23 protein-coding genes are annotated in these 24819 nt (G+C 37.2%); 18 read left to right on the plus strand and 5 right to left on the minus strand.

Annotation, left to right across the window (positions count from 1 at the left end; all coding sequences use genetic code 11):
* Positions 1-1380 carry a hypothetical protein gene (locus tag EL165_RS00405; RefSeq protein ID WP_002980306.1) on the minus strand — a complete coding sequence of 460 codons (1380 nt, stop codon included), beginning with the start codon at positions 1378-1380 and terminating at the stop codon, positions 1-3.
* Between the two features lie 239 nt (positions 1381-1619).
* Positions 1620-2036 carry an IS1/IS1595 family N-terminal zinc-binding domain-containing protein gene (locus EL165_RS00410; protein ID WP_002980305.1) on the minus strand — a complete coding sequence of 139 codons (417 nt, stop codon included), beginning with the start codon at positions 2034-2036 and terminating at the stop codon, positions 1620-1622.
* A 160-nt stretch (positions 2037-2196) separates the two neighbouring features.
* Here EL165_RS00410 and EL165_RS00415 point away from each other — a divergent pair, with 160 nt between their 5' ends.
* From EL165_RS00415 to argH, 8 genes are all read left to right on the plus strand, one after another.
* Positions 2197-2883, plus strand: a complete 687-nt coding sequence (locus tag EL165_RS00415; RefSeq protein WP_002980303.1) for a GNAT family N-acetyltransferase — start codon at positions 2197-2199, stop codon at positions 2881-2883.
* Positions 2855-4051, plus strand: a complete 1197-nt coding sequence (gene argG, locus EL165_RS00420; RefSeq protein WP_041461830.1) for an argininosuccinate synthase — start codon at positions 2855-2857, stop codon at positions 4049-4051. The genes EL165_RS00415 and argG overlap by 29 nt, the downstream gene beginning before the upstream one ends.
* A gap of 52 nt (positions 4052-4103) precedes the next feature.
* Positions 4104-5069 (plus strand): N-acetyl-gamma-glutamyl-phosphate reductase, encoded by a 966-nt coding sequence (gene argC / locus EL165_RS00425; protein WP_002980300.1) that lies wholly within the window; start codon positions 4104-4106, stop codon positions 5067-5069.
* 283 nt (positions 5070-5352) lie between these two features.
* Positions 5353-6498, plus strand: coding sequence for an aspartate aminotransferase family protein (locus EL165_RS00430; RefSeq protein ID WP_002980298.1), 1146 nt, complete (start codon positions 5353-5355; stop codon positions 6496-6498).
* Between the two features lie 330 nt (positions 6499-6828).
* Positions 6829-7782 (plus strand): N-acetylornithine carbamoyltransferase, encoded by a 954-nt coding sequence (locus tag EL165_RS00435; RefSeq protein WP_002980296.1) that lies wholly within the window; start codon positions 6829-6831, stop codon positions 7780-7782.
* A 37-nt stretch (positions 7783-7819) separates the two neighbouring features.
* The gene (gene argB, locus EL165_RS00440) at positions 7820-8614 is read left to right on the plus strand and encodes an acetylglutamate kinase (RefSeq protein WP_002980294.1); all 795 of its coding nucleotides are present in this window, start codon (positions 7820-7822) and stop codon (positions 8612-8614) included.
* The gene (locus EL165_RS00445; protein ID WP_002980292.1) at positions 8589-9671 is read left to right on the plus strand and encodes a M20 family metallo-hydrolase; all 1083 of its coding nucleotides are present in this window, start codon (positions 8589-8591) and stop codon (positions 9669-9671) included. The genes argB and EL165_RS00445 overlap by 26 nt, the downstream gene beginning before the upstream one ends.
* A 260-nt stretch (positions 9672-9931) precedes the next feature.
* Complete coding sequence (gene argH / locus EL165_RS00450) at positions 9932-11236, plus strand: argininosuccinate lyase (protein ID WP_002980288.1); 1305 nt, start codon at positions 9932-9934, stop codon at positions 11234-11236.
* Positions 11237-11667: 431 nt separating this feature from the next.
* Here argH and EL165_RS00455 read toward each other — a convergent pair whose 3' ends face one another.
* The gene (locus tag EL165_RS00455; protein ID WP_002980286.1) at positions 11668-12129 is read right to left on the minus strand and encodes an Lrp/AsnC family transcriptional regulator; all 462 of its coding nucleotides are present in this window, start codon (positions 12127-12129) and stop codon (positions 11668-11670) included.
* A gap of 242 nt (positions 12130-12371) precedes the next feature.
* Between EL165_RS00455 and EL165_RS00460 the strand changes: the two genes are divergently transcribed.
* The 5 genes from EL165_RS00460 to EL165_RS00480 all read left to right on the plus strand — a co-directional run bounded on the left by EL165_RS00460 (position 12372) and on the right by EL165_RS00480 (position 19131).
* Positions 12372-13262: an aspartate carbamoyltransferase catalytic subunit gene (locus EL165_RS00460; protein ID WP_002980284.1), complete on the plus strand. Its 891-nt coding sequence runs from the start codon at positions 12372-12374 to the stop codon at positions 13260-13262.
* 97 nt (positions 13263-13359) lie between these two features.
* Positions 13360-14433: a carbamoyl phosphate synthase small subunit gene (locus EL165_RS00465; RefSeq protein ID WP_002980283.1), complete on the plus strand. Its 1074-nt coding sequence runs from the start codon at positions 13360-13362 to the stop codon at positions 14431-14433.
* Between the two features lie 161 nt (positions 14434-14594).
* On the plus strand, positions 14595-17777 hold the full coding sequence (carB, locus tag EL165_RS00470) for a carbamoyl-phosphate synthase large subunit (RefSeq protein WP_002980281.1): 3183 nt from the start codon (positions 14595-14597) through the stop codon (positions 17775-17777).
* Between the two features lie 119 nt (positions 17778-17896).
* Positions 17897-18334, plus strand: a complete 438-nt coding sequence (locus tag EL165_RS00475; RefSeq protein WP_002980279.1) for a hypothetical protein — start codon at positions 17897-17899, stop codon at positions 18332-18334.
* A gap of 299 nt (positions 18335-18633) precedes the next feature.
* Complete coding sequence (locus EL165_RS00480; protein ID WP_002980276.1) at positions 18634-19131, plus strand: hypothetical protein; 498 nt, start codon at positions 18634-18636, stop codon at positions 19129-19131.
* Between the two features lie 113 nt (positions 19132-19244).
* Here EL165_RS00480 and EL165_RS00485 read toward each other — a convergent pair whose 3' ends face one another.
* Together EL165_RS00485 and EL165_RS00490 are read right to left on the minus strand one after the other, a co-directional pair.
* Positions 19245-20258 carry a hypothetical protein gene (locus EL165_RS00485; RefSeq protein ID WP_126358558.1) on the minus strand — a complete coding sequence of 338 codons (1014 nt, stop codon included), beginning with the start codon at positions 20256-20258 and terminating at the stop codon, positions 19245-19247.
* Positions 20259-20291: 33 nt separating this feature from the next.
* A complete protein-coding gene (locus tag EL165_RS00490) occupies positions 20292-21146 on the minus strand; it encodes a hypothetical protein (RefSeq protein ID WP_002980272.1) in 855 nt (284 codons plus the stop codon).
* 70 nt (positions 21147-21216) lie between these two features.
* On the opposite strand from EL165_RS00490, the gene EL165_RS00495 reads away from it, so the two are divergent.
* From EL165_RS00495 to EL165_RS26540, 5 genes are all read left to right on the plus strand, one after another.
* Positions 21217-21735, plus strand: coding sequence for a Crp/Fnr family transcriptional regulator (locus EL165_RS00495; protein ID WP_002980271.1), 519 nt, complete (start codon positions 21217-21219; stop codon positions 21733-21735).
* Between the two features lie 53 nt (positions 21736-21788).
* Entirely contained in the window at positions 21789-22364 is a 576-nt protein-coding gene (locus EL165_RS00500) for a DinB family protein (protein ID WP_002980269.1), read from the plus strand.
* 10 nt (positions 22365-22374) lie between these two features.
* Positions 22375-22887, plus strand: coding sequence for a methylated-DNA--[protein]-cysteine S-methyltransferase (locus EL165_RS00505; RefSeq protein ID WP_002980268.1), 513 nt, complete (start codon positions 22375-22377; stop codon positions 22885-22887).
* A gap of 93 nt (positions 22888-22980) precedes the next feature.
* Positions 22981-23745: an isocitrate lyase/PEP mutase family protein gene (locus EL165_RS00510; protein ID WP_002980266.1), complete on the plus strand. Its 765-nt coding sequence runs from the start codon at positions 22981-22983 to the stop codon at positions 23743-23745.
* The gene (locus EL165_RS26540; RefSeq protein WP_002980264.1) at positions 23745-24791 is read left to right on the plus strand and encodes a bifunctional transcriptional activator/DNA repair enzyme AdaA; all 1047 of its coding nucleotides are present in this window, start codon (positions 23745-23747) and stop codon (positions 24789-24791) included. The genes EL165_RS00510 and EL165_RS26540 overlap by 1 nt, the downstream gene beginning before the upstream one ends.
* Positions 24792-24819: the final 28 nt, after the last annotated feature.

The following is a 24819-nucleotide window of genomic DNA, read 5'->3' on the forward strand; positions in this document are numbered from 1 at the left end:
TTAAAGGTAGATTTGAAACTGTACAATGAATTCTCCTTTTGAAGATGGGCTTTCCGTAGGACTTGTGTAAACCGGTCTTGTTGAATATTGTGTCGTTATTTTCGCATGATGTCCGTCTATAAACCAATTGGCACCGACATCAAACTGGGAGGATGATTTATCAAAAGCCTCAAAGTTTTTGTGAGTATATGCCGCAAAAGGCTGTATTCTGATCTTTGGCTTTTCTGCCTGACTTGGTAAGAGTAAACCTGCCTGTGCGTAGATAATATTACCTGTCCCGATGGTGGGTTGCAGATTCCCCGGTCCTGCGATGGCTTTATTCCCTATAAAATTAGGGTCAGATGCTGCAATATTCATCGTTCCCAGATTTCTTACATAATTGGGTCCGAAATTGTAATTATAATATCCGGCATAGGCAGAAAGAGCCATTTTGTTTTTTGCCTCACCCAAAGGAATATCTGCAAATGCATCTACAGCAAAAAGAGTAATGTCATGCTTTTCAATATTTGAATTGACGGAAGTCCTTGTGCCGTCAGCCTGGTGATAAAAACCGGCGCCTACATTAAAGACTTTCTTTGTTCCAAGGTAAGATCCTACTTTAAAAGGAAGAGTGTTGGATTCTTCATCAAGAAATTGATATTCAACATATCCTGCTTTGGAAAAACTAGGATTTCCGTTATTGTCAACGGCTATTGCTTTTGAAGGATCTGTCACGTTCACAGGAACGAGATCTGTAGCAAATGGTTTATTTAAGCTAAAGCGGTATTCGAGTTTTCCGTATTTCCCTTTGGCGAACATTCCAAGCTGTCTTGCGAACTGATCGGAATTATCAATTAACGGCCATGAAAATACAGGAGAATCTAATGTAAGGAAATTAAGAGTGGAAGCCATGGTCATACGGGAAAGTCCCATATAGTAATGAAGTCCTGCTCCCAAAGATAAACTGAATTTTCCTGCTTCTCCAGGTAAAATAACTGCATATTCGTTCCAGGCATCATGAAAAAACAGCTGGGTTTTCTTTCCGTTTCCGTAACCTCCTGTCCCGGAAGTGCCTGTAGCTCCGCCATTGATAAAGGTCTGGTTATTGATTCCAAAGTGAAGAAGAATCATGTATCTTTTAGAAATCTGTGCGTAGGTAAGAGCACGTAATCGTCTGTTTCCTATGCTCCAGGAATTGTCTGTAGGTTCACCGCCTACCATACTTCCCGGGTTCATGGAAGTGTTTCTTAACCAAAGCTGGTCCCATAAAATAAATCTGACAAATTTATCACCATCAGGATTAAGGTTGATTTTTAAGCCACTGCCATAATCAGGAGAACCTTGTGAGTATAGAGAACTGCTGATTAAGGCTACTCCAATAAATGTAAGTAATTTCTTCATAAATTATCAATTTTTGGCGTTGTTTTTTATGAATGCCAAATTGTAATTAATAATTTGTTTATGAAAATTTAATATATATTATTGGTAATAATATAGTTATAATTGGTGTTATGTTTTAAGTTTTGGGTTTCGTAATCCCGGGTTTTAATTTAAATTATTTGTAAGTGATTGATATTTAATATTTTATTGTGCCTTGGGTCCGGTGTCTCTCACTTGTAAACCGTAACCCGAATCCCGCTCTACTTCTTAAACCTTTCCCACTTGATCAGCATATACTTATCAGCAAATTGGGTGATGATAATCCCGGAATTTTTAATGTTTTCTTCCTGAGCAATATATTCGATCAGTTCATTCTGCTTTAATATTTTATAGACAGGATGGAATTCAGAGTGTGGGGGTCTGGTAATATTGTATTTTTTAATCCATGAACTTATAGTAACATGAGAAACTCCGATGATTCTTTCAATTTCACGGTAGCTTAAGCCTTCAAGATAAAGCTGAAGAGCCTTGGTGACGTAATAATCATCAATTTGTTTCCCCAGTTTTTTAACGGTAAAATAATAATTGCAGTCTTTGCAGTGAAAACGTTGTTTGTCATTGACAATACCACTTTTTACCACTTTGGTACTCTTGCATCTTGGACAGGTATTTTCCATAACTATATTATTTTAGCAAATATATAATAAATTAGCAAATGTATGATTTTGTTTAAAGATAATTTTACCTGTTTAAAATTTTAAAACAAAAAAAATATCTTTTTTATTTGGATATAAAAGAAATTATATTTTAAATTTGCCAAAAAATTTAGATAAATAAATGGAAATAGAAATTTCCTCATGCGAACATCTAATGTATGTGAGTGAAATACAGCAGGAAATGTATGATTCTGCACAGCGTAGAGGAACGGGAATCGCAAAACGTTCCATAGAATATTTAAGCAAGAAGATTTCAGAGGGCAATGCTGTGGTAGCCACTGAAAACGGCGAGTGGGTAGGTTTCTGTTATATAGAGACCTGGTCACATGGGAAGTTTGTGGCCAATTCGGGACTGATTGTGTCGCCGAAATTCAGGAACGGGGGAGTAGCGACTCAGATCAAGCAGAAAGTTTTCCAGTTATCTAGAGATAAATATCCTGATGCGAAAGTATTTGGATTAACAACAGGTTTGGCAGTAATGAAAATCAATAGTGATCTGGGATATAAACCAGTGATCTATTCGGAACTGACTCAGGATGAGGAATTCTGGAACGGCTGCAAGAACTGTGTTAACTATGAAATCCTGATGATGAAGGAACGTAAAAACTGTTTATGTACAGCGATGTTGTTTGTTCCTGACAATATAAAAAAGAATGAGGCGGTAAATGACCGCTCGGAAAATAAATATAATGAAATGAACCCTGCAGATTTTAAATATTCTGTACAGGATACTGTTGGGGAATTCAATGCGGCAATTAATAAAAATAAAAAAAATCCAGATGAAAAAGAAAGTCATCTTAGCGTTTAGCGGAGGTTTGGATACTTCCTACTGTGCTAAATATCTTAGTGAAACACTGGGATATGATGTGTATGCAGTCACTGTAAATACCGGAGGTTTTTCAAAAGAAGAAGAAAAAGAATTGGAAAGAAAAGCTTTAAACCTTGGAGTAAAAGAATACAGGTGTGTGGACGCTCAGGAAGACTATTATAATTCATGTGTGAAATATCTGATTTTCGGGAATGTACTGAAAAATAATACCTATCCACTTTCTGTAAGTGCTGAGCGTACCATTCAGGCGCAGGAGATTGCAAAATATGCCATTGAAGTACAGGCTGATGCTATTGCTCACGGAAGCACAGGAGCCGGAAATGACCAGGTTCGTTTTGACCTGATCTTCCAGGTAATGTGTCCGAATATCGAAATCATTACGCCTATCCGCGATATGGCATTATCCCGTGAGGAAGAGATTGAGTTTTTGAAGGAACACGGTTATGAAATGGAATTCCAGAAAGCGCAATATTCTGTCAATAAAGGACTTTGGGGAACTTCTGTGGGAGGAAAAGAAACATTGACTTCAAGAAATTATCTTCCGGAAGAAGCTTTTCCTTCTCAGATCAAAGAAACCCAACCTTCAGAACTGGAGATTGAGTTTAAAAAAGGTGAGGTAGTTGCTGTGAATGGAGAAAGTTTTGAACATTCTGTATATGCTATTCAAAAAATAGAAGAACTGGCTTCAGCATATGGAATCGGCCGTGATATCCACGTAGGAGATACTATTGTCGGAATTAAAGGACGGGTAGGTTTTGAAGCGGCAGCAGCATCGGTGATCATTAAAGCGCATCATTTATTGGAAAAGCATACGCTTTCAAAATATCAGCAAATGATGAAGTCGCAGTTATCTGATTGGTATGGAAATTGGCTTCACGAAGCACTTTTCTTAGATCCTGTGATGAGAAATATTGAGTCTTTCCTTACAGATTCTCAGAAAACAGTAAGCGGTAAAGTATTTGTAACCCTTCATCCATACAGATTTATTTTGAATGGAATTGAATCTGATCATGACCTGATGTCCGATAAATTCGGAAGTTATGGAGAAGCCAACAGAGCATGGACAGGCGATGATGTAAAAGGATATACTAAGATTGTAAGCAATTCTTTAAATATATACCACCAGATTAACCAGAATATCAACTAGTTCCGAAGGGACGGTTTAATGAAAGGCAGAACAAAATTCTGTCAGAATCAAAATGAAGAAAACAGTAGGAATTATTGGTGCCAACGGTTATACAGGAAGTGAGCTAATACGCTTACTGGCTTTTCATCCCTATGTGACATTGAGTTTTTTATATAGTCGTTCGAATTCGGGAACAAGCATTTCGGATCTGTACCCGGATTTAACGACGGTCTGTGAAATGATTTTAACAGATAAACCTGAAGATGTAGATATCCTTTTTCTGTGTCTGCCTCATAAAGAAAGTCAAAACTGGTTAACGCAGAATCCTGTTAAAGAGGAAACACTGGTTATTGATTTGGGAAACGATTTCCGTTTAGAAGGAAATTTCGGAAACAGAGATTTTATCTACGGATTACCGGAAATCAATAAAAAACAACTGGCAACTGCCAAAAGCATTGCCAACCCGGGATGTTTTGCAACAGCAATTCAATTGGCCTTATTGCCATTGGCAGAAAAAGGAATGTTAAATGAGGTTTTTACCACAGGGATTACAGGTTCTACAGGAGCCGGACAGTCCTTGCAGGCTACAACTCATTTTACCTGGAGAAATGATAATGTTTCAGCATACAAAACATTAACTCATCAGCATGTAGATGAGATTTTGCAACAGCTGATTTCATTCAATAATAAAGAAGTAAACCTGAATTTTGTTCCATGGAGAGGAGATTTTGCAAGGGGAATTTTTACAAGTTCCACGATGAAGACGGATTTAGAGCTGGAGGAAATAGAACAACTGTATCAGGATTTTTATGCGGAGGAGCCTTTCGTTACGGTAAGCAGGAAGGCAGTTGATTTAAAGCAGGTTGTCAATACAAATCGCTGTGTGATTCAGATCGAAAAGAGTGGAAATGTTGTCGTTATTCACTCAGCGATTGACAATTTGTTAAAAGGTGCATCGGGACAGGCCGTACAGAATATGAATCTGGCCATGAACTGGGAAGAAAATGCAGGACTGAACCTGAAACCGGTAGCATTTTAAATTGACAATAAATAATTGAGAATTTTAAACAAGAAGTAAATCCGACTTAGGAAAATGTAGCGTTAAGAAAATCAATTCTATGAACGTTAAGAAAATTCTACTGTTCGAAGTGCGAGGAGAATACAGAACCAAAGAACCAATTTGGATTTCGCACAAGTTTTAGAATTTTTAGAGAATAGAACTAATTTTTAGCGGAAGTTTCCAGGTCTTGAACTTTGTTTCTTTTGTTTGACTACATCGAATCTTCGATTTCAAGACAAAAGAAAAGTTAAAAAACAAAAAAATGAATTTATTCAACGTATATCCATTATTCAACATCAATCCGGTAAAAGCTCAGGGATCATTTCTTTGGGACGATAAAGGAGAAAAATATCTCGATTTTTACGGAGGTCATGCTGTAATTTCTATCGGCCACAACCATCCGTATTATCAGAATAAACTTAAAGATCAGCTGGAAAAAATATCTTTCTATTCCAACTCTGTTCAGAATGAATTACAGACTGAGCTGGCAGAAAAACTAGGAAAGCTTTCCGGGTATGAAGATTATAACCTTTTCTTATGTAATTCCGGGGCTGAAGCAAATGAAAACGCTTTAAAACTGGCTTCATTTCATAACGGGAAAAGCAAGGTGCTGTATTTCTCAGGTTCATTCCACGGAAGAACTTCAGCGGCGGTTTCGGTAACTGATAATTCAAAAATTGTAGCTCCGGTTAACTTTTCCGAAAGATTTATCAAATCAGAATGGAATGATGTACAGCAGCTTGAAGAGACTTTTGAGAAGTTTGGAGATGAAATTTCTTCTGTGATCATCGAAGGAATTCAGGGAGTAGGAGGTATTATGATTCCAACACCGGAATTTTTATCTAAAATCAAAGAACTGTGCGAAAAGCATGACGCTGTTCTTATTTTGGATGAAGTGCAGTCCGGATACGGAAGAAGCGGATATTTTTTTGCCCATCAGGAATTTGGAGTTGAAGCAGATATCATTACTACGGCAAAAGGAATGGGAAATGGATTTCCTGTAGGCGGAGTTTTGATCCATCCAAAATTCCAGGCAAGTAACGGTTTGCTGGGAACTACATTTGGAGGGAATCACCTTGCCTGCGCTGCTTCCATTGCTGTGCTGGATGTGATGAAAGATGAAAATCTTATCACAAATGCTCAGGAAATGGGTGAGTATATTGAAAATGAAATTAAAGATTTACCATATATTAAATCCATCCGAAGGAAAGGATTGATGATCGGAATAGAACTCGACAGGGACTGTTCAGAAGTAAGGAGGGAGCTCCTTTTTGATCATCATATTTTCACCGGAAACTCGAATGATAAAACGGTGCTGAGGATTCTTCCGGCACTCAATATCAAAAAAGAGGAAACGGATCTTTTCATCAATGCTTTGAAAACGGTATTGGAAAGTATCGAAAATTAAAAAGATTAAGAGGGCAGAGTGCAAATGCGAAGATAAAATTCTAATCCAGTATTTTCATTCCGTAGGAATCTAAACCGGGTTACTGGCATTCAAAATCTTTCAACCACAAAAATCACAAAGAGTTAAGCATCTAAGTGATATTAAGAAACTACTAAACGCTTAAGAAATACACTTAAGTTTTCGAAAATCTTTGATTTTTGTCTTATGTGAACTATGATATACAGTTTTATTTTAAACTTACTTAAGTGTTCTAAAGTGTTTAAATAAAGCTTTTGTGTCTTTTGTGGTTAAATTAACAAAATAGGTAGTAACCTTTAAAATCAATTCAAAATGAAAAAATTTACCTCTGTAAGTGATGTAGAAAACTTACAGGAAATCATAAAAAAAGCTTTACAGATAAAAGCGGATCCCCTTACTGAAACACAAAAAGGAAAGGGAAAAACAATCGGACTAGTATTTTTAAATTCAAGTTTAAGAACCCGTCTGAGCAGTCAGATTGCAGCTCAAAATCTAGGGTTGAATGTGTTGACATTAAATGCAGCACAGGAAGCATGGAATCTTGAATTTGCTGACGGAGCGGTAATGAACGGCGACACTGTAGAACATATCAAAGATGCTATCGAAGTGTTAAATCAATATTGTGATATCATTGCGGTACGTTGTTTTGCAGGAATGAAAAGCAAAGAAGATGATGTGAATGAAAGCATCTTAAGCCAGTTTGAAAAGCATGCAAAAGTACCTGTGGTTTCATTGGAATCTGCAACTCGTCATCCGCTGCAAAGTCTGGCAGATTGTATCACGATTACAGAGAACTGGAAAAAAGATCACAAGCCGAAAGTGGTATTAACATGGGCGCCGCACATCAAACCTATTGCGCACGCTGTTGGAAACTCTTTCGCCGAGTGGATGCAGGAAATGGATGTTGAGTTGGTTATTGCCAATCCCGAAGGGTATGATTTAGATAAAACCTTTACCAAAGATGTAAAAGTAATCCATGATCAGGATGAAGCATTGAAAGATGCAGACTTTATCTATGTGAAGAATTGGTCTTCTTTTGATGATTATGCAGCAATGCCTGAAGTAAAAGGCGAATGGATGCTTACGAATGAAAAATTAGCCAATACCAATAATGCAAAAGTGATGCACTGCCTTCCGGTTCGCCGTAATGTGGAGCTGAGTGATGAGGTAATGGATGGAAACCATTCTATCATCTATCAGCAGGCAAAAAACCGTATTTTCTCTGCACAGGCTGTGTTCAGTGAAATTTTGGATGATATTAAATAACAATATACCCTATAATTTTAATCTTTAATCCTTTCTAATGAAACAGAAAATATACATCATAAAAATAGGCGGAGCACTCATTGATGATGAACAATTGCTGGATCAGTTTTTAGAACAGTTTTCCGGAATTAATGAAAAGAAAATTCTTGTTCATGGTGGTGGAAAGCTGGCTACAACGTTGGCTGATAAACTGGGTATAGAACAGAAAATGATCAACGGAAGGAGGATTACGGATAAAGAAACATTGGATATTGTTACCATGGTATATGCAGGAGGAATCAATAAGAACATTGTTGAAAAGCTGCAGCAGAAAAAATGCAATGCCATAGGATTTTCCGGAGCAGACGGAAATCTGATCAAAGCTAAGAAAAGAGAACATCCTGAAATAGATTTTGGATTTGTGGGAGACATTACCAAGAAAAGTGTCAACAGGAAGCTGGTTTCAAAATTAATCAAGATGGATCTTGTTCCTGTGTTTTCTGCCATTACCCACGACAGAAAAGGAAATCTTTTTAATACCAATGCAGATACCATTGCTTCTGTGATTGCACAGGCGCTTTCTGAGAAATATGAAGTTGAATTGCTGTATTGCTTTGATAAAGAAGGTGTTCTGGAGGATGTAAACGATCCGGAGTCTGTGATCAAAAGTGTAAATGAGGAAGAATTCACGGTATTAAAAGAAGAAGGAAAACTTCACAAAGGGATTTTACCCAAACTTGAAAATGCTCTTGGAGCGATAAAGAATAATGTCAATAAAGTGTTTCTCATCAAAGAAACAGAACTGAAAAACCATATAGAAAATCATCATGCAGGAACTGAAATCTGTTTATAATAAAGAAGAACTGTTGAATAATGCGGTCGGATTGCTTAAGAATTTGATTGAAATTCCTTCATTCAGTAAAGATGAATTTAATACGTCCGTAGAAATCGAGAATTTTTTCAAAAAACACCAGATTCCTACCAAGCGTTTTAAAAACAATATCTGGGCGGTGAACAAGCACTTTGATGTATTTAAGCCATCTGTTTTGCTGAATACCCATCATGATACGGTGAAGCCTAATAAAGCGTACACACTTGATCCATTTGTACCTATCGAAAAAGAAGGGAAACTGTTCGGATTGGGAAGCAATGATGCCGGGGCTTCTCTGGTTGCTATGGCGCATGTTTTTTTACATTTTTATGATAAAGAAGATTTAAAATATAATTTAGTTATTGCTTTGACGGCAGAGGAGGAGATTTCAGGATTTGATGGAATCGAAGCCTTATTTCCGCAGCTACCCAACGTAGAACTCGCCATTGTAGGAGAACCCACGCAGATGAACCTGGCGATTGCAGAAAAAGGACTTCTTGTGATTGATGGAGAAATGAAAGGTACTCCTTCTCACGCCGCTCATCCTAATGATGATAACTCAATTATAAAATGTATGCAGGATCTGCAGAATATTCTTGCCTTTAAATTTCCAAAGGTTTCGGAATATCTGGGAGAAGTTAAAGTGACTTTATCAGGAATTCATGCAGGAGTACAACATAATGTTGTTCCGGAATCATGCAATTTTACACTGGATGTAAGGGTAACGGATGAATATTCCAATCAGGAAGCATTTGAAATTATCCAGTCCCAGATGAAATCCACATTAACGGCAAGATCGTTCAGACTGAATTCCTCCAGGATCGAAATGGATCACCCGTTTGTAAAGGCAGGAATTGAAATCGGAAGGACAACCTATGGTTCACCGACTTCCTCAGATCAGGCGATTATTCCATGCACATCAGTGAAAATAGGACCTGGAGACAGTAGGCGCTCCCATACTGCAGATGAATTTATCTATATCCATGAAATAGAAGAAGGTATAGAAATCTACATCAGAATTTTAGAAAAAGTGTTATAAAAATGGAAGATGGGTGTAGGAAGAGGGAAGTTATTGCAGTATGTTATTAGCTTCCAGCCTCCAGCCTCAGGCTTCCAGCTCAATATATGTTTTGACTCCGTCCGGCAGGCGCTAAAAGTTCAGTTTTTAATAAGATTTATGCAAGAAGAAAATTAGAAATGAAGGCTTTACATAAGGAAATGTTTTTTTATAGTTAATAGTAATAAGGATTGCCTTGCCGGGCATGTCAAAACCAACAAATATTTAAATCAAATATTATCATGAAAAAAATATGGCAGAAGGATGACCTTGCCACCAATATATTAGTCAATAACTTTACAGTCGGTAAAGATCTTGACTTTGACGAGCGTTTAGCAAAATATGATGTCAAAGGTTCTATGGCGCATTGCAAAATGCTGGCAGAAACCGGGATTATCACTCAGGAAGAATCAGAACAGATGCTATCTGTTTTAAACAGTATTTTATATAAAATTGAAGAAGGTAGTTTTGAAATTGATAAAGATGCTGAGGATATCCATTCTCAGGTAGAAGCTATTCTTATTGAAGAATTAGGAGATACAGGGAAAAAAATCCATACCGCAAGATCAAGAAATGATCAGGTTTTACTGGATATCAAATTGTATTTGCTGGATGAAATCCGTGAAATAACATCGCTTACAGATGAGTTTTTCCAGATTTTAATTCAACTGGCAGATCAGCATAAAAATGTACTGCTTCCGGGATATACCCATTTGCAGATTGCAATGCCTTCATCATTCGGATTGTGGTTCGGAGCTTATGCGGAAGCACTTTTGGATGATGTGGAAATGCTGTTTTCGGTAAAGAATATCATTAATAAAAATCCATTGGGATCAGCTGCTGGTTACGGTTCTTCATTCCCGATCAATCGCGAAAGTACCACTTATAACCTGGGGTTCCAGTCAATGAATTATAACTCGGTTTACGCTCAGATGACCCGCGGGAAGTCAGAGAAAATGCTTGCTATGGCTATGGCTACTCTGGCAGGAACGCTGGGGAAGTTTGCTTACGATGTATGTCTGTATCTGAGCCAGAATTTTGATTTTATCAGCTTTCCAAAAGAATTTACTACAGGAAGCAGCATTATGCCTCATAAAAAGAATCCGGATATCTTTGAGCTGGTTCGTGCACGTTGCAACAGAATTCAGTCTCTTCCGAATGAACTGATTCTTTTAACAAGCAATCTGCCTTCAGGATATCACAGAGATGTACAGCTGACGAAAGAAATTCTTTTTCCTGCAATAGATTCTTTGAAGGAATGTCTGGAAATCCTAAGCTATACTTTACCGAATATTCAGGTAAAAGATGGAATTCTGGAAGATGAGAAGTACAAATACCTTTTCAGTGTGGAAAAGATCAATGAAGAGGTTAAAAACGGAAGTTCATTCCGTGATGCGTATGTAAAAGTGGGACAGGAGATTGAAAACAATGAATTTGAATTTGAACCTGGAAACTTTGAACATACCCACCAGGGAAGTATTGGCAACCTTTGTCTGGATAAAATAGAATATCAGTTCAATAAACTGAAAAATAAATTATTGGGTTAGAGTCTAAACCATTAAGGTCATCAGAACTTAAGCAAAAATCAGTGGAATTTCTAAATTATTTTAGCCTGCTGTCTTTTCGTTGTAGAAACCTTAATCTTAATAAATCTTATCTGCTTAAGTGATCTTAATGGTTGGATTTTACTCTGCTCTTTGAATTTGATGATTGATCTTTAAACTGACTATGGTTGGAAATTGAGAGTAAATCTGCTGCATAAAATTTTATCGGAGATAAAATCTTTGCGCCCTAAAGCATAAAGTTAATAAATTTCTTTTGCGTCCTTGCGTTTTCTAACAAGATAATAGAAATGAAAAGTGTTGGTATACGCAAAGGCGCAAGGAATTATATAATAGATATTATTTTTAAGACGCAAGAAAATCAAAGATTTTCAGTAATTGAAATAGGTATGAATAATGAGTTTAAAATAAAGGGATTATTCCAGATCAATTTTGAATTTGGTAGATTTTTTTACCTCGTGAAGCACGATAGAACTATGGTACTGCCCGATATTGGGAATGTTTGAAATAACATTAACCGCAAATTCGTTATAAGAATTGATGTCCTTAGCAATAATCTTCAGCATATAGTCATACTCCCCGGAAAGACTGATGATTTCCTGTACTTCATCATATTTGCCGATATGGTTCTCAAAAGTTTCCAATACTTTCTTAGATTGTTCCTTGAGACGGACATTACAGTAGACTACAATATTTAAACCCAGTTTTTCACGGTTTAAAAGGCCCACATACTTCTGAATGATCCCCTGTTTCTCCAATTGTTTGATTCGCTCATACGTAGGAGTAAAGGTAAGACCTATCTTTTCGGAAATTTCCTTTACCGAGAGTGTAGAGTCTTCCTGAATAATACTGAGAATCATTTTGTCTTTTAAATCCATAGAATATATTTGAGTGATAACAAAAATATTAATTTTTAATGAGAATAAGGAAGGACGGAAGTTTTTAATTTATTTTGAACATAATTTTTGTAGGTTCATAAAATTGTTGTATCTTTGCACCTAATGAATAAAAAAGCATTTATATCATTAGATTTACCGGGCGAAAGCGCCCTTTACGATATTTATTGTTATTAAGCGAAGATAGTTGTCTTCGCTTTTTTTTATGCCAAAAAATAAGAATTATGTTTACGATTACAGAACTAAGCACCGAGAGAATCAACAGTATACTGACAGAAGCAATGGCTTTTGCAAATGGTAAAACTGCTAAAATTGAAGGAGAAGTTTTTTGCTCAAACCTTTTCTTCGAAGACAGCACAAGAACGAAAACAAGTTTTGATCTTGCAGAAAGAAAACTGGGACTTCAGGTAGTTCCTTTTGATGCATCACACAGTTCGGTAAACAAAGGCGAAAGTCTTTATGATACAGTAAAGACTATTGAAAGTATAGGAGTAAACCTTGTGGTAATCCGCGATAAAAAAGACAGATACTTTGAGGAACTTAAAAATATCAGCATTCCTGTAATCAATGGAGGAGACGGAACAGGAAACCATCCTTCACAATGTATGCTGGATCTGCTGACCATCTATCAGGAATTCGGAAAGTTTGAAGGACTGAAAGTGGGAATCGTAGGAGATGTAAAACACAGCCGTGTTGCTAATTCAAATGCAGAGGCACTGAGAAGATTAGGTGCTAAAGTATATTTCTCAGGACCGGAACAGTGGTTTGACGAAGGAGCCCTGATTAACGGAACTTATATGTCCGTAGATGAGCTGATCGGTGAAGTGGATGTTCTGATGCTGTTAAGAATACAACATGAAAGACATGATTCAGCAATGAGTTTCACCGCTTCGGAATACCATAAAAGATATGGACTGACTAAAGAAAGAGAGCATGCAATGAAAAAAGAAGCGATCATCATGCACCCGGCTCCTATCAACAGAGGGGTAGAAATTGACTCTGAACTTGTGGAATGCGAAAGATCAAGAGTCTTCAAGCAGATGCAAAACGGTGTATTCGCAAGAATGGCTATTCTGAAAGATGCGCTGGAAAGTAAAGGGTATACTTTTAAATAAGAGCCAGGGTAAAAGTAAGAAGTTAAAAGGTAAAGAGCCCCGTAGAGGCGACCTGTTAATGACATATAAATAAAATAATAAGAGATAAAAGTTTAAAATGAAGAAAAAATTAATACTGGAGTCCGGTGAAGTGTTTCATGGAGAAGGTTTCGGAGCAGAATTGGAAACTGCAGGGGAAGTAGTTTTCAATACCGGAATGACAGGGTATCAGGAATTGATTTCTGACCCGTCGTATTGCGGTCAGATAGTTTGTATGACCTATCCGCTTATCGGGAATTATGGTATTAACCGTGATGATTATGAAAGTATCGAGCCGGCAATCAAAGGGCTTATCGTAAAAGAACTTTGCGATCTTCCTTCCAACTTCCGTACTCAGATCACTTTAGATGAATTATTTAAAAAGAAAAACCTTTCAGGGATTTCAGGAATTGACACCAGAAGACTGACCAGAGTTCTTCGTAACCACGGAGTAGTGAAAGGAAAAATCGTAAACGCTGATGCTGACGAAGCGGCTGTAGCTTCAGAATTGAAATCAACAGTTTTCCCAACCAATCAGGTAGAGGAAGTTTCTACAAAAACACCTTATGCTAATCCAAACAGAGGTTTCAAAGTAGTATTGGTAGACTTCGGTGCCAAGCTGGGAATCATCAGAGAACTGTCTCAAAGAAACTGTGATATCATCGTCGTTTCTCAGGACACAACAGCGGAAGAAATCCTGTTGATGAACCCAGATGGAATTATGCTGTCAAACGGTCCTGGTGACCCTGAAGATGTACCACATGCTTTAGATATGATCAGAGGATTATTAGGAAAAGTTCCGATCTTCGGAATCTGTTTAGGGCATCAGTTAATTGGTCTTGCCTGCGGAGCAAAAACGTTCAAGCTGAAATTCGGACACAGAGGAGGAAACCACCCGGTGTTAGACCTTGAGAAAAATACAGTAGCTATTACTTCTCAGAACCACGGATATGCTGTAGATCAGGAAAGTTTAAAAGGAACAGACCTTATCGAAACGCACATCGCACTGAACGACAGAACAAACGAAGGATTAAAACACAAAATCCACCCTTGTTTCTCAGTTCAGTACCACCCTGAAGCGAGCCCGGGCCCTGAAGATGCAAACTACCTGTTTGATGAGTTCATTCAAATGATGGAAGACTTTAAGAAATAAGACTGCTTGTTTGTCATTCAGAACGAAGCAATAGCGGAGTTAAGAATCTTAACTATAATGAGTTAGATTCTATGGAATGACAAAGTACAATCGTAAGTCTTATAAAAGTAAAAAATACGAAGTTTAAGAATTTGATTCTTAACCCCAATTAAAAAAGAAAAATGGCAAAACGTACAGATATAAAAACAATTTTAGTAATCGGTTCAGGACCTATCATCATCGGTCAGGCAGCTGAATTTGATTACGCAGGAACGCAGGCTTGTTTGTCTCTGAAAGAAGAAGGCTACAAGGTAATTTTGATCAACTCAAACCCTGCAACGATCATGACGGATGTGGAAATCGCGGATAAAGTATATATCGAGCCGATTTCATTACAGTTTGTAAGCCACATCATCAGAAAAGAACGTCCGGATGCATTATTACCAACATTGGGAGGACAGACAGGTCTTAACATGGCGGTAGAATTGGAAAAGTCAGGAATTCTTGAAGAATGCAAAGTGGAAGTATTGGGAACAAAGCTTTCTGCGATCAACAGAGCAGAAGACAGAGACCTTTTCCGTGAGTTGATGAGAGAACTGAACGAGCCGGTACCGGAATCTGATATCGTAAACACGGTAGAAGGAGCATTAGCTTTCGCGGATGAAATCGGATATCCTGTAATTGTTCGCCCTGCCTTTACGATGGGAGGAACCGGAGGAGGTATCGCTTCCACAGAAGCTGAATTGAAAGAGATTGCTGAACTGGGATTAAAGCACAGCCCTGTTACCCAGTGTCTTATTGAAAAATCAATTGCAGGTTTCAAAGAAATTGAATACGAAGTAATGCGTGATGCAAACGACAACGCCATTGTGGTTTGTAACATGGAAAATATAGACCCGGTAGGAGTTCACACAGGAGACTCTATCGTAGTAGCACCTTCTCAGACGCTTTCAGACAGAGAGTATCAGTTACTGAGAAACGCTTCACTGAAAATCATCAGAGCCTTAGGAATTGAAGGAGGATGTAACGTACAGTTAGCTTTAGATCCACACTCATTCAACTATTATATCATTGAGGTAAACCCTAGAGTTTCGCGTTCATCAGCGCTGGCAAGTAAAGCAACAGGATATCCGATTGCAAAAATTGCTGCAAAGATTGCCGTAGGATTAACGCTGGATGAGATCATGAACCCGGTAACAGGAAAAACTTACGCATGTTTTGAGCCTGCTCTTGACTACGTAGTAACAAAATTCCCAAGATTCCCTTTCGATAAATTCGAAACGGCAGATAGAAGACTTTCCACTCAGATGAAAGCAACCGGTGAAGTAATGGCGATCGGAAGAAACCTTGAAGAATCTTTACAGAAAGCCATCCGTTCATTAGAAACAGGAATCAGACATTTAGGATTAAAGACAAAACAGGCTCAGGCACTTACTGCAGAGGAAATCGAAAGAAGAATCAGAGTATGTGATGATGAGAGATTATTTATCATCGGAGATGCTTTAAGAAGAGGATATGACTGGGAGCAGATTGTAGAATGGAGTAAAATCGATAAATTCTTCATCTGGAAAATGAAAAAGCTGGTTGATTTCGAAAAAGTAATCGCTGCCAACAAATTTGATAAAGAAATATTAACTGAAGCGAAGAGATTAGGTTTTGCAGATGTCAATATCGCAGTTCTTTGGGAGGTGACAGAACGTGAAGTATTCAATTTCAGAAAAGAAAACGGGGTAATGCCGGTTTACAAAATGGTTGATACCTGCGCTGCTGAATTTGAAAGTGAAACCCCTTACTTTTACGGAACTTACGAAGAAGAAAACGAAAGTGTGGTTTCAGATAAAGAAAAAATTATCGTACTAGGTTCCGGACCTATCAGAATCGGACAGGGAGTTGAGTTTGACTACGCAACTGTTCACTCGGTATGGGCAATCAAAGAAATGGGCTACGAAGCGATCATTATCAACAACAACCCTGAAACAGTTTCTACAGACTTCTCCATCTCTGATAAACTATACTTTGAGCCACTTACAGAAGAAGATGTAATGAACATCATCGAGCTTGAAAAACCTAAAGGTGTAGTGGTACAGTTCGGAGGACAAACTGCCATCAACCTTGCAGATAAACTGGCTTCTCACGGAGTACAGATCCTGGGAACTTCTCTGGAAGATCTTGACAGAGCTGAAAACAGAGATAAATTTGAAAAAGCACTTCAGGAGCTTGGAATTCCTCAGCCAAAAGGAAGAACTTCAACTTCGAAAGAAGAAGCGATAAAAATTGCCAACGAAATCGGTTACCCGGTATTGGTACGTCCAAGCTACGTTCTTGGAGGTAGAGCGATGGAAATTGTATATGCAGAATCAGAACTGGCTCACTATATGGAGCACGCTGTAGATGCAAGCCCTGAACATCCTGTACTGGTAGACAAGTATATGGTAGGAAAAGAAATTGAAGTAGATGCCATCTGCGACGGTGAAACAGTAGTGATTCCCGGAATTATGGAACATATCGAAAGAGCAGGTGTTCACTCCGGAGACTCTATCGCAGTATATCCGCCACAGAACATTTCTCAGATTGAAATAGATACTTTGGTAGACTACACGAAGAGACTGGCAAAAGGACTGAATGTTATCGGATTGATGAATATCCAGTATGTTCTTTTCGAAGGAAATGTATATGTAATCGAAGTAAACCCTCGTTCTTCAAGAACAGTTCCTTTCTTATCTAAAATTACAGACGTTCCGATGGCTAACCTTGCAACAAAGGCAATCTTAGGACAAAAGCTGAAAGACTTAGGTTACGAAAACGGATTGGCTCCAAACAAAGAAGGAGTTTTTGTAAAAGTGCCGGTATTTTCATTCTCTAAACTAACGAAAGTTGATATCTCTTTAGGGCCTGAAATGAAGTCTACAGGAGAAGTTATGGGGAAAGATACAACCCTTGAAAAAGCATTATACAAAGGATTGGTAGCAGCAGGAAGAAAAGTTCCTATGCACGGCTCTATCCTGTTCACAGTAGCAGATAAGCACAAAGAAGAAGCAGCAGCGCTTGCAGCAAGATTCCATGAAGTAGGATTCAGAATCTGGGCTACGGAAGGGACTGCGAAGTTCTTCGAAGAAAAAGGTATCCCTTGCAAGATCGGATACAAAATAGGAGAAGAAGATGTAAACCTTATCGACCTGATCCAGAAAGGGAAAGTTCAGTATGTTGTAAATACCACTACAAAAGGTAAGCAGGCAGAAAGAGACGGATTCCAGATCAGAAGAATGAGTGTGGAAAACGGTGTTCCTTGTTTAACTTCAATGGATACGGTAGAAGCCATCTTAAAAGTAATCGAAAGCATGAGCTTCAAAATGGAGACGATGTAATTTTCGAACAGAAATAATACTTAAATTCCGCAAGTTTTCTTGCGGAATTTTTTTATCTGTTAATCTAAAGACAGAAGATTCTGTTTATTTTTGTAAAAACCATGTAAAGCTAAAATTATATGAATGCAATTTTTAAAAGTATTTTGAGTGTTGTTTTTGTGCTCGTATTTTTGGGATGTTCAATCCCAACAGACTTCTATATTCAGAATTTAACAGAAACAAAAAAAACAGTAAAGATTAATTATAAAAAAAGAATGGTCAAAGAATTATCTGAAGGTTTTTATGGTACACTTAGTTTCAATTATGAGAACGATATTGTACAGCCAAAATTTTTTAGAAAAAATAAAAATTTAAAATCTCTTGAAAAAAAGATTGACAGCTCCGGTGCTACGCTGGAAATCAATCCTCATTCAACAGTACGGATTGAAAAAACTCATAATTTTATGTGGAAATGGTATATTGTGGATGTTGAAATTGACGGACAAAAATATAGTATAGACGAGATAATCAAAAAATCCGAGAACATTAAAGATGATTATATATTTAAAATTGAATAAGTAAAAATGAGATGCTATTTCATAAGAAAGAATAGTATGACATGATAAGCAATTTTAATTGCTAAACCTAACAGGTTTCTAAAATCTGTTAGGTTTGAATCTAATTATGAAATAATTTTCAACATTTTTCAATTGAAATCTGGAAAAAAACGGCCATGGTTAATAATTAATCGTTTTTTATCAGATCACTTTTAAAAATACATTATGTTTACCGAATTATTTATAAATTAGAGCGTTAAAATTCAGGCCGTTATTACTATTTGAAAAACTAATAAAATTCACCAAACCAAAATACAGCCATGGCAGAATATTACGCAAAATCACACAACTCTTTATCCTTTGAAATCACCAAAGAAAGCCAGATGATAGGTAGGCTTATTTATGAAAGCTGGTTTAAGTTTAATGCTGAGATTGAAATTGCCAACCGTTTTTATCTTATTGAGCCCAAAGGGTTCTGGGGAACTACTATTGAACTTAAAGACAATGAAAAAGTACTTCTTAAGTTTCGGATGAACTGGAATGGTGAAATTGTAATACAGACATATTTTGACAGCGTAAAAGAAGGCTTTCTTTTCAAGCACCGGGGAATTTTCAAAGAATCATTTGTCCTTGCCGATCAGCAGGGAAATGAACTATTTGTAATGAAACCGCATCTGAAGTGGAGTTCCATGAACTATGAATATCAGATTACTACCACAGAAAAATTCGAAACGTACCCGGCTAAAGAAATATTACTGATCAATGCATTGCACTGTGCCAATTATTACATGTCGATGATTGCTTCAGCGGTTGTATAATTGATGAACACTATGAAAATACATGTGTAGGTTTGCTGTTAACCTGCTCCTGATAATGTATTTTCATAATGTATGGTAAGTGTAAAGCTGCATTTTACCATTTTGTTTTTTCCTTAATGCCTGTTATCACAGTTGATCCAAAAATCTTTCTCGTTTTTATCTAAAAAACTAATGGAAGGACAGCCAAAAGACTTGGCAATGAATCCGAAAATAACAGGAGGTTTTCCTTTAAAAAGATAGCCTGTGTATTGGAATATGTTAGCTTCATCAGTGTCTATTCCATACAGAGGAAGGAATTCCCCACCATCACTTTCTGCAAGGCTGAATGTTTTTTCCGCAATCTTTTCCTGGTGATCATTAATGACTGCAAGCCTGCGTTCCACCGTATTTCCTTCTTCAAGATAATCCTGCAGATAATAGGTCATGTTTTCATACTTCGTCTGGTAGGTATTTCCCTGAGTAAGTTTTGAATGTTTAAAGTATTTTTTTGAGATATCAGCACCGGCTTTTTGCCATTTTACAGCCTTCATTTTATTCTCAACGAAAGGATTTTTATTTCCAAAATAAGCGATAGCATTAATGTACCGGTCGTACTCCGTTGTTTTTTGATGCGTTGTTACCTGAAATCCCATCATATAAGCATCCGGATCCAAATCTTCACTGTCTGAATAAGGGCTTAAATAGGCCACAGCCTTTAATTGGCTCACCGGCATTCTCTGAAGTTTATTAGACCAATACTCATAAATATAAAGGGAATCATTTTCGGTAAGATGAATTCCGTTGAGCAGTTTTTTTCTGCTGGGAGCATCCAGATCAAAATGCTGGAGTTCTTCATAAGTCATCTGCTTATGGTTTTTGAGAATGCTTTCAGGAACAGGCTGAGCCCCTTTATAAATATCCGAAACCGAAATAAAAATATCTATATCAGAATCTTTTTCAGCTGATGACATGACAGACAGATTAAAAATATTGAAATCCGAGTAATCTATTTTCTCTTCTGCTTTTGTCGTTTTTATAGTGTCATTGGTGATTTTTGTTTCTGTGGCAACTGTTTTTTTCTCATCTTTCTTGCAGCTTATAACAGCCAATGATAAAAGTAAAAGAGCAGCAACCGTTTTGGGTTTCATAATTTTTTTTAGCATTAAAGTGTTTATCATTTTCTAATTCATTTTGTAATAAGGTTCTGAGAAATATTTGCTGGGTTTGATATAAGCCGTTTTCCTGTCAGCATCGAATATCCAGATAAATCTGCGAAGCATATCAGCACCCAGATAACTTACATTTTGTGTTTTCAGCTCTCCTGAAAAGAATCCTACAGATATGTCTTTGAATACACTGTTTCCCAATTTAAAATAAGGGAGAACAGCCTGTTTGGTAATTAACGTTTTTCCTTCAGAATTTTTCAGCGTTTTTTCTCCCGTTACTTTCAGTTTTTTCTCCAGATGCTTTTCTTCAGCAAATTCGTTGCTGTACAATATTGCTCCTGAGAATCCTGATTGTAAAACAAAATAGGTTTCCTCCTGTTGATCACCCTCAAGGACATTATCAGCGGCCAGATAAAATCCATCATGATCTAAGATAATATTGATGGGCTGATAACCGTTCACATCAGGCATTGTATCATACATCATAAACTGATTGTTATCATAATCAATTTTAAAAGCTTTACCCTCAAAAATTCCGGTTCCTATTTTTCCATCAGCTTCATGTCCTGTCAACTGGTTATTAAAAAAGCGTACATTTTTTTGTGTGATTTTCCCGATCTCAACGGTATTATCATCGCTGAGTTCTTCTTTATTGAAAATAATATGACCCGCCTTTTTCTTACCATCAGGAGAAATTGCATCATCTTTCATAGCAATCTGGAACATCAGATCTAGCGAATCTTTTTTGTTAACCAGCGTTTTCACAATGATATTATTGTGCTTTGTAATTCTGAAAGGAATGGTCTGCTGGGCTTTCATGGTACAGAATCCTGCAAAAAGCAGTGTGAAAAGGACTGTTCTTTTGAGCATTATCAGTGATTAGTGTTTTAAAACTTTAAAATTACCCATTATCTTTGGAAAAGCAAATAAATAAAATGAAATGGTTGAAAAATTGCTTCAAAGCGGAATCCATTGGGAAAAGAAAGAATTCAGGAGAAATGAGTTCCTGAAAATCTCAGGAAGTACAGACACCACTATTTATTTTATTGAAAGCGGAAGCGTGCGGATCTTTATGATGGATGAAAATGAGGAAAGGATTATTCGTTTCGGATATACCGGAAATATCATTGTCAGTCTGGATTCCTTTTTATCGGATAAGCCTTCGGATCTTTATATTCAGGCGATTAAAAAGACAATGGTAAAAACAGCCTCAAAAAAAGATTTTTACGAGTTTATACAATCAGACGAAGAACATATGAATTTCTGGATGAATATTCTGGAAGATCTCGTATTACAACAGCTGGAAAGGGAGAAGGATCTGCTCATCAATGCTCCCGGAGAGCGCTTTGAAAGAGTTCTGAAAAGAAGTCCTAAGCTGTTTCAGGAAGTTCCCAATAAATATATTGCCAATTATCTGAGGATGTCACCGGAAACTTTATCCAGACTCAAAAAATCTTGAGTTCAGTCAAGATTTAAGAATTGTAAGATGAGGATATTTGCATAAAAAACGTAATGAAAATCTCAACCTCAGAATTATTGGATGAATTAAAGAACAGGACAAAAGAGCATTTAGAGTTTGCTGCAATGCTGTCTTTAAAACCTGAAGATGATCTCAATTTCAGAATTTCAGAAGACAGCTGGAGTACATTGGAATGTCTGGAACATCTCAACCGCTACGGAGATTTTTATATTCCCGAAATTAATCGAAGGATTTCTTCGGCCGGAAGGTCTTCTCAACCCTATTTTAAACCTGGAATTCTTGGAAATTATTTTGCCAAAAGCATGCTTCCTAAAGAGAAACTGAATACAATGAAAACACTTAAAGCCATGAATCCTATCCACAGTAGTCTGGATAAAAGTGTAGTGAATACATTCATAAAACAACAGGAAATGATGCTTGAGTTGTTGGAAGAAGCCCAGCATGTTGATCTGGAAAAAATAAAAACAGGTATAAGTATTTCAAAACTGATTAAACTGAAGCTGGGAGATACCTTCCGTTTTGTTATTTACCATAATTCAAGGCATATTGAACAGATAAAAAGAATTTTAACGAAACAAAAAGAAGAAAAAATCTTCCAAAAAGCTTAATTTTAAGCTGATGGAAATTATATCTCAAAAAAACATATCCACCCCGCTGGGAGAAATGATTGCCTGTGCTGTAGATCAGGGAATCTGCCTGCTTGAATTTACAGACCGTAAGAATATGGATAAGCAGTTAAAAGCCCTGTCAAAGGCTTTGAAAGCAGAAGTCATAGAAAAAGAACATTCTCATTTTGTACAGCTTGAGAAAGAACTGAAAGAATATTTTGAAGGAAGAAGAAGCCATTTTGAAGTTCCGTTGTTTACCACGGGAACAGCGTTTCAGGAAAAAGTATGGCAGCTTTTGCGTGAGATTCCAATGGGAGAAATACGAACCTACAAACAACAATCAGAACTATTGGGAAATCCCAGGGCGATACGTGCCGTAGGAACAGCGAACGGAATCAATAAAATTGCCATTTTAATTCCATGCCATCGTGTGATAGGTTCCAACGGAGAGCTGGTAGGATATGCCGGAGGAATCTGGAGAAAACAAAAGTTGCTGGAGCTTGAAAAAGCTATTTTATTTTAATACCTGAGCTTCATCTCAAAGTTATTAAAAATAGATGTTCATTTTTCGGTTGTATAACAGTCTGTAATCTCTCTACTTTTGAATAAAAAAATTATGATCAGTTTTAAACAGTTACATCATGGTGAAGAGCCATTACTTCTGGGTAATGTATGGAATGTAGAAAGTGCCAGGGTATACGAAAAACTAGGGTATAAGGCATTGGCAACCTCAAGCTCGGCAGTTGCACTCAGCTTAGGATATGAGGACGGAGAGCAGATGACCTTTGAAGAATATTTTTATATCATCAAAAGAATTAAAGCTTCAGTTTCAATTCCTCTTTCTGTAGATCTGGAATCAGGATATGGCAGTGAAAATGATACCGTGGCATCCAATATTCTGAAACTTTTAGAAATAGGAGTATCGGGAATTAATATTGAAGATACATATGTGATTGAAGGTGAAAGAAAATTGACAGAAAAAAATACCTTCTACGAAAGATTGAAAGACATTTTCATCAAATTAGGAGAGAACAGAGACAAGGTATTTATCAATGTACGGACAGATCCTTTTTTACTGAATATGGAGAATGCGCTGGACGAAACCTTGGAGAGGATTAAACTCTTTGAAGAACTTAAAGCTGACGGCGTTTTTGTTCCCGGATTGACTTCTGAAAATGATATCAGAACAATTACGGCGTCTACCGATCTTCCTGTAAATGTGATGAGCCTTCCTGATTTACCGGATTTTGACACGCTTAAAAAACTAGGTGTTAAAAGAATTACTTCAGGTGCTTTTATGTACAGACACATTTATAAAGAGCTGGAAAAAACGGGTAAGAAGATTACAAATGAGAAAAGTTTTTCAACCCTTTTTGTTTAATGATGGAACTCACAGGAAAAATAATGTACGAGGCATCTTATACCAAAGATGCTTCATTTGAAGGCATATTCTGGATGGGCGTAAAAACCACAGGAATATTCTGCAGACCGACTTGTACGGCCAGAAAACCCAAATTTGAAAATGTAGAGTTTTTCTCCAGTACCAAAGATGCGATGCTGAAAGGGTACCGTCCGTGTAAAGTGTGCAGGCCTTTGGAAAATCTCAACGCTACACCACAATATATTAAAGAACTGCTTAAAGAAATTGCGGACGATCCTGCTTTGAAACTTAAAGATTATGATCTTGTAAAAAGAGGATTTGAACCGGCAACGGTCCGGAGGTGGTTTCTGAAACACCACGGGATAACATTTCATGCCTTTCAGAGAATGTCAAAACTTAATACAGCATTTAAAAAACTTCAGCAGGGAGAATCGGTTACGGGCGTTGCATTTGACACAGGATATGAAAGTCTCAGTGGTTTTAACGAAAGTTTTAAAAATATTTTTGGCGTATCCCCTAAAAATAATACCATGGAGAAAATTATTGATCTGAAGAGAATAGAAACCATGCTGGGAACCATGATCGCCTGTGCTGATGAAAATGGAATCTGTCTTTTGGAATTTTCCGACAGAAAAGCACTCCCGACCGAATTGAAAAGCATTGCAGCTCATTGTAAAGCCAATATTATTCAAGGTGAAAATCCTCATTTTGAAACCCTCGAGCAACAGCTTTCCGAATATTTTGAAGGAAGAAGAACAGAATTCACAGTTCCTCTTTCTCCGGTAGGAACCGCGTTTCAGAAAGAAGTCTGGAACATTTTGCAGGAGATTCCCTATGGCGCTACCAGAAGCTACCAGGAACAGGCTGATATTCTCGGCAGTCCTAAATCTGTAAGGGCTGTGGCAAATGCTAATGGATTGAATAAAATATCCATTCTGATACCTTGCCACCGGGTCATCGGAAGTAACGGACAGTTAACAGGATATGGCGGAGGAATCTGGAGAAAACAAAAATTACTGGAGCTGGAAAAAGCGATTCTGTTTTGAAGCTTATTATTCATAGTAAAAATCAAGA

The organism is Chryseobacterium gleum (genome assembly GCF_900636535.1).
GTDB classification, from domain to species: domain Bacteria; phylum Bacteroidota; class Bacteroidia; order Flavobacteriales; family Weeksellaceae; genus Chryseobacterium; species Chryseobacterium gleum.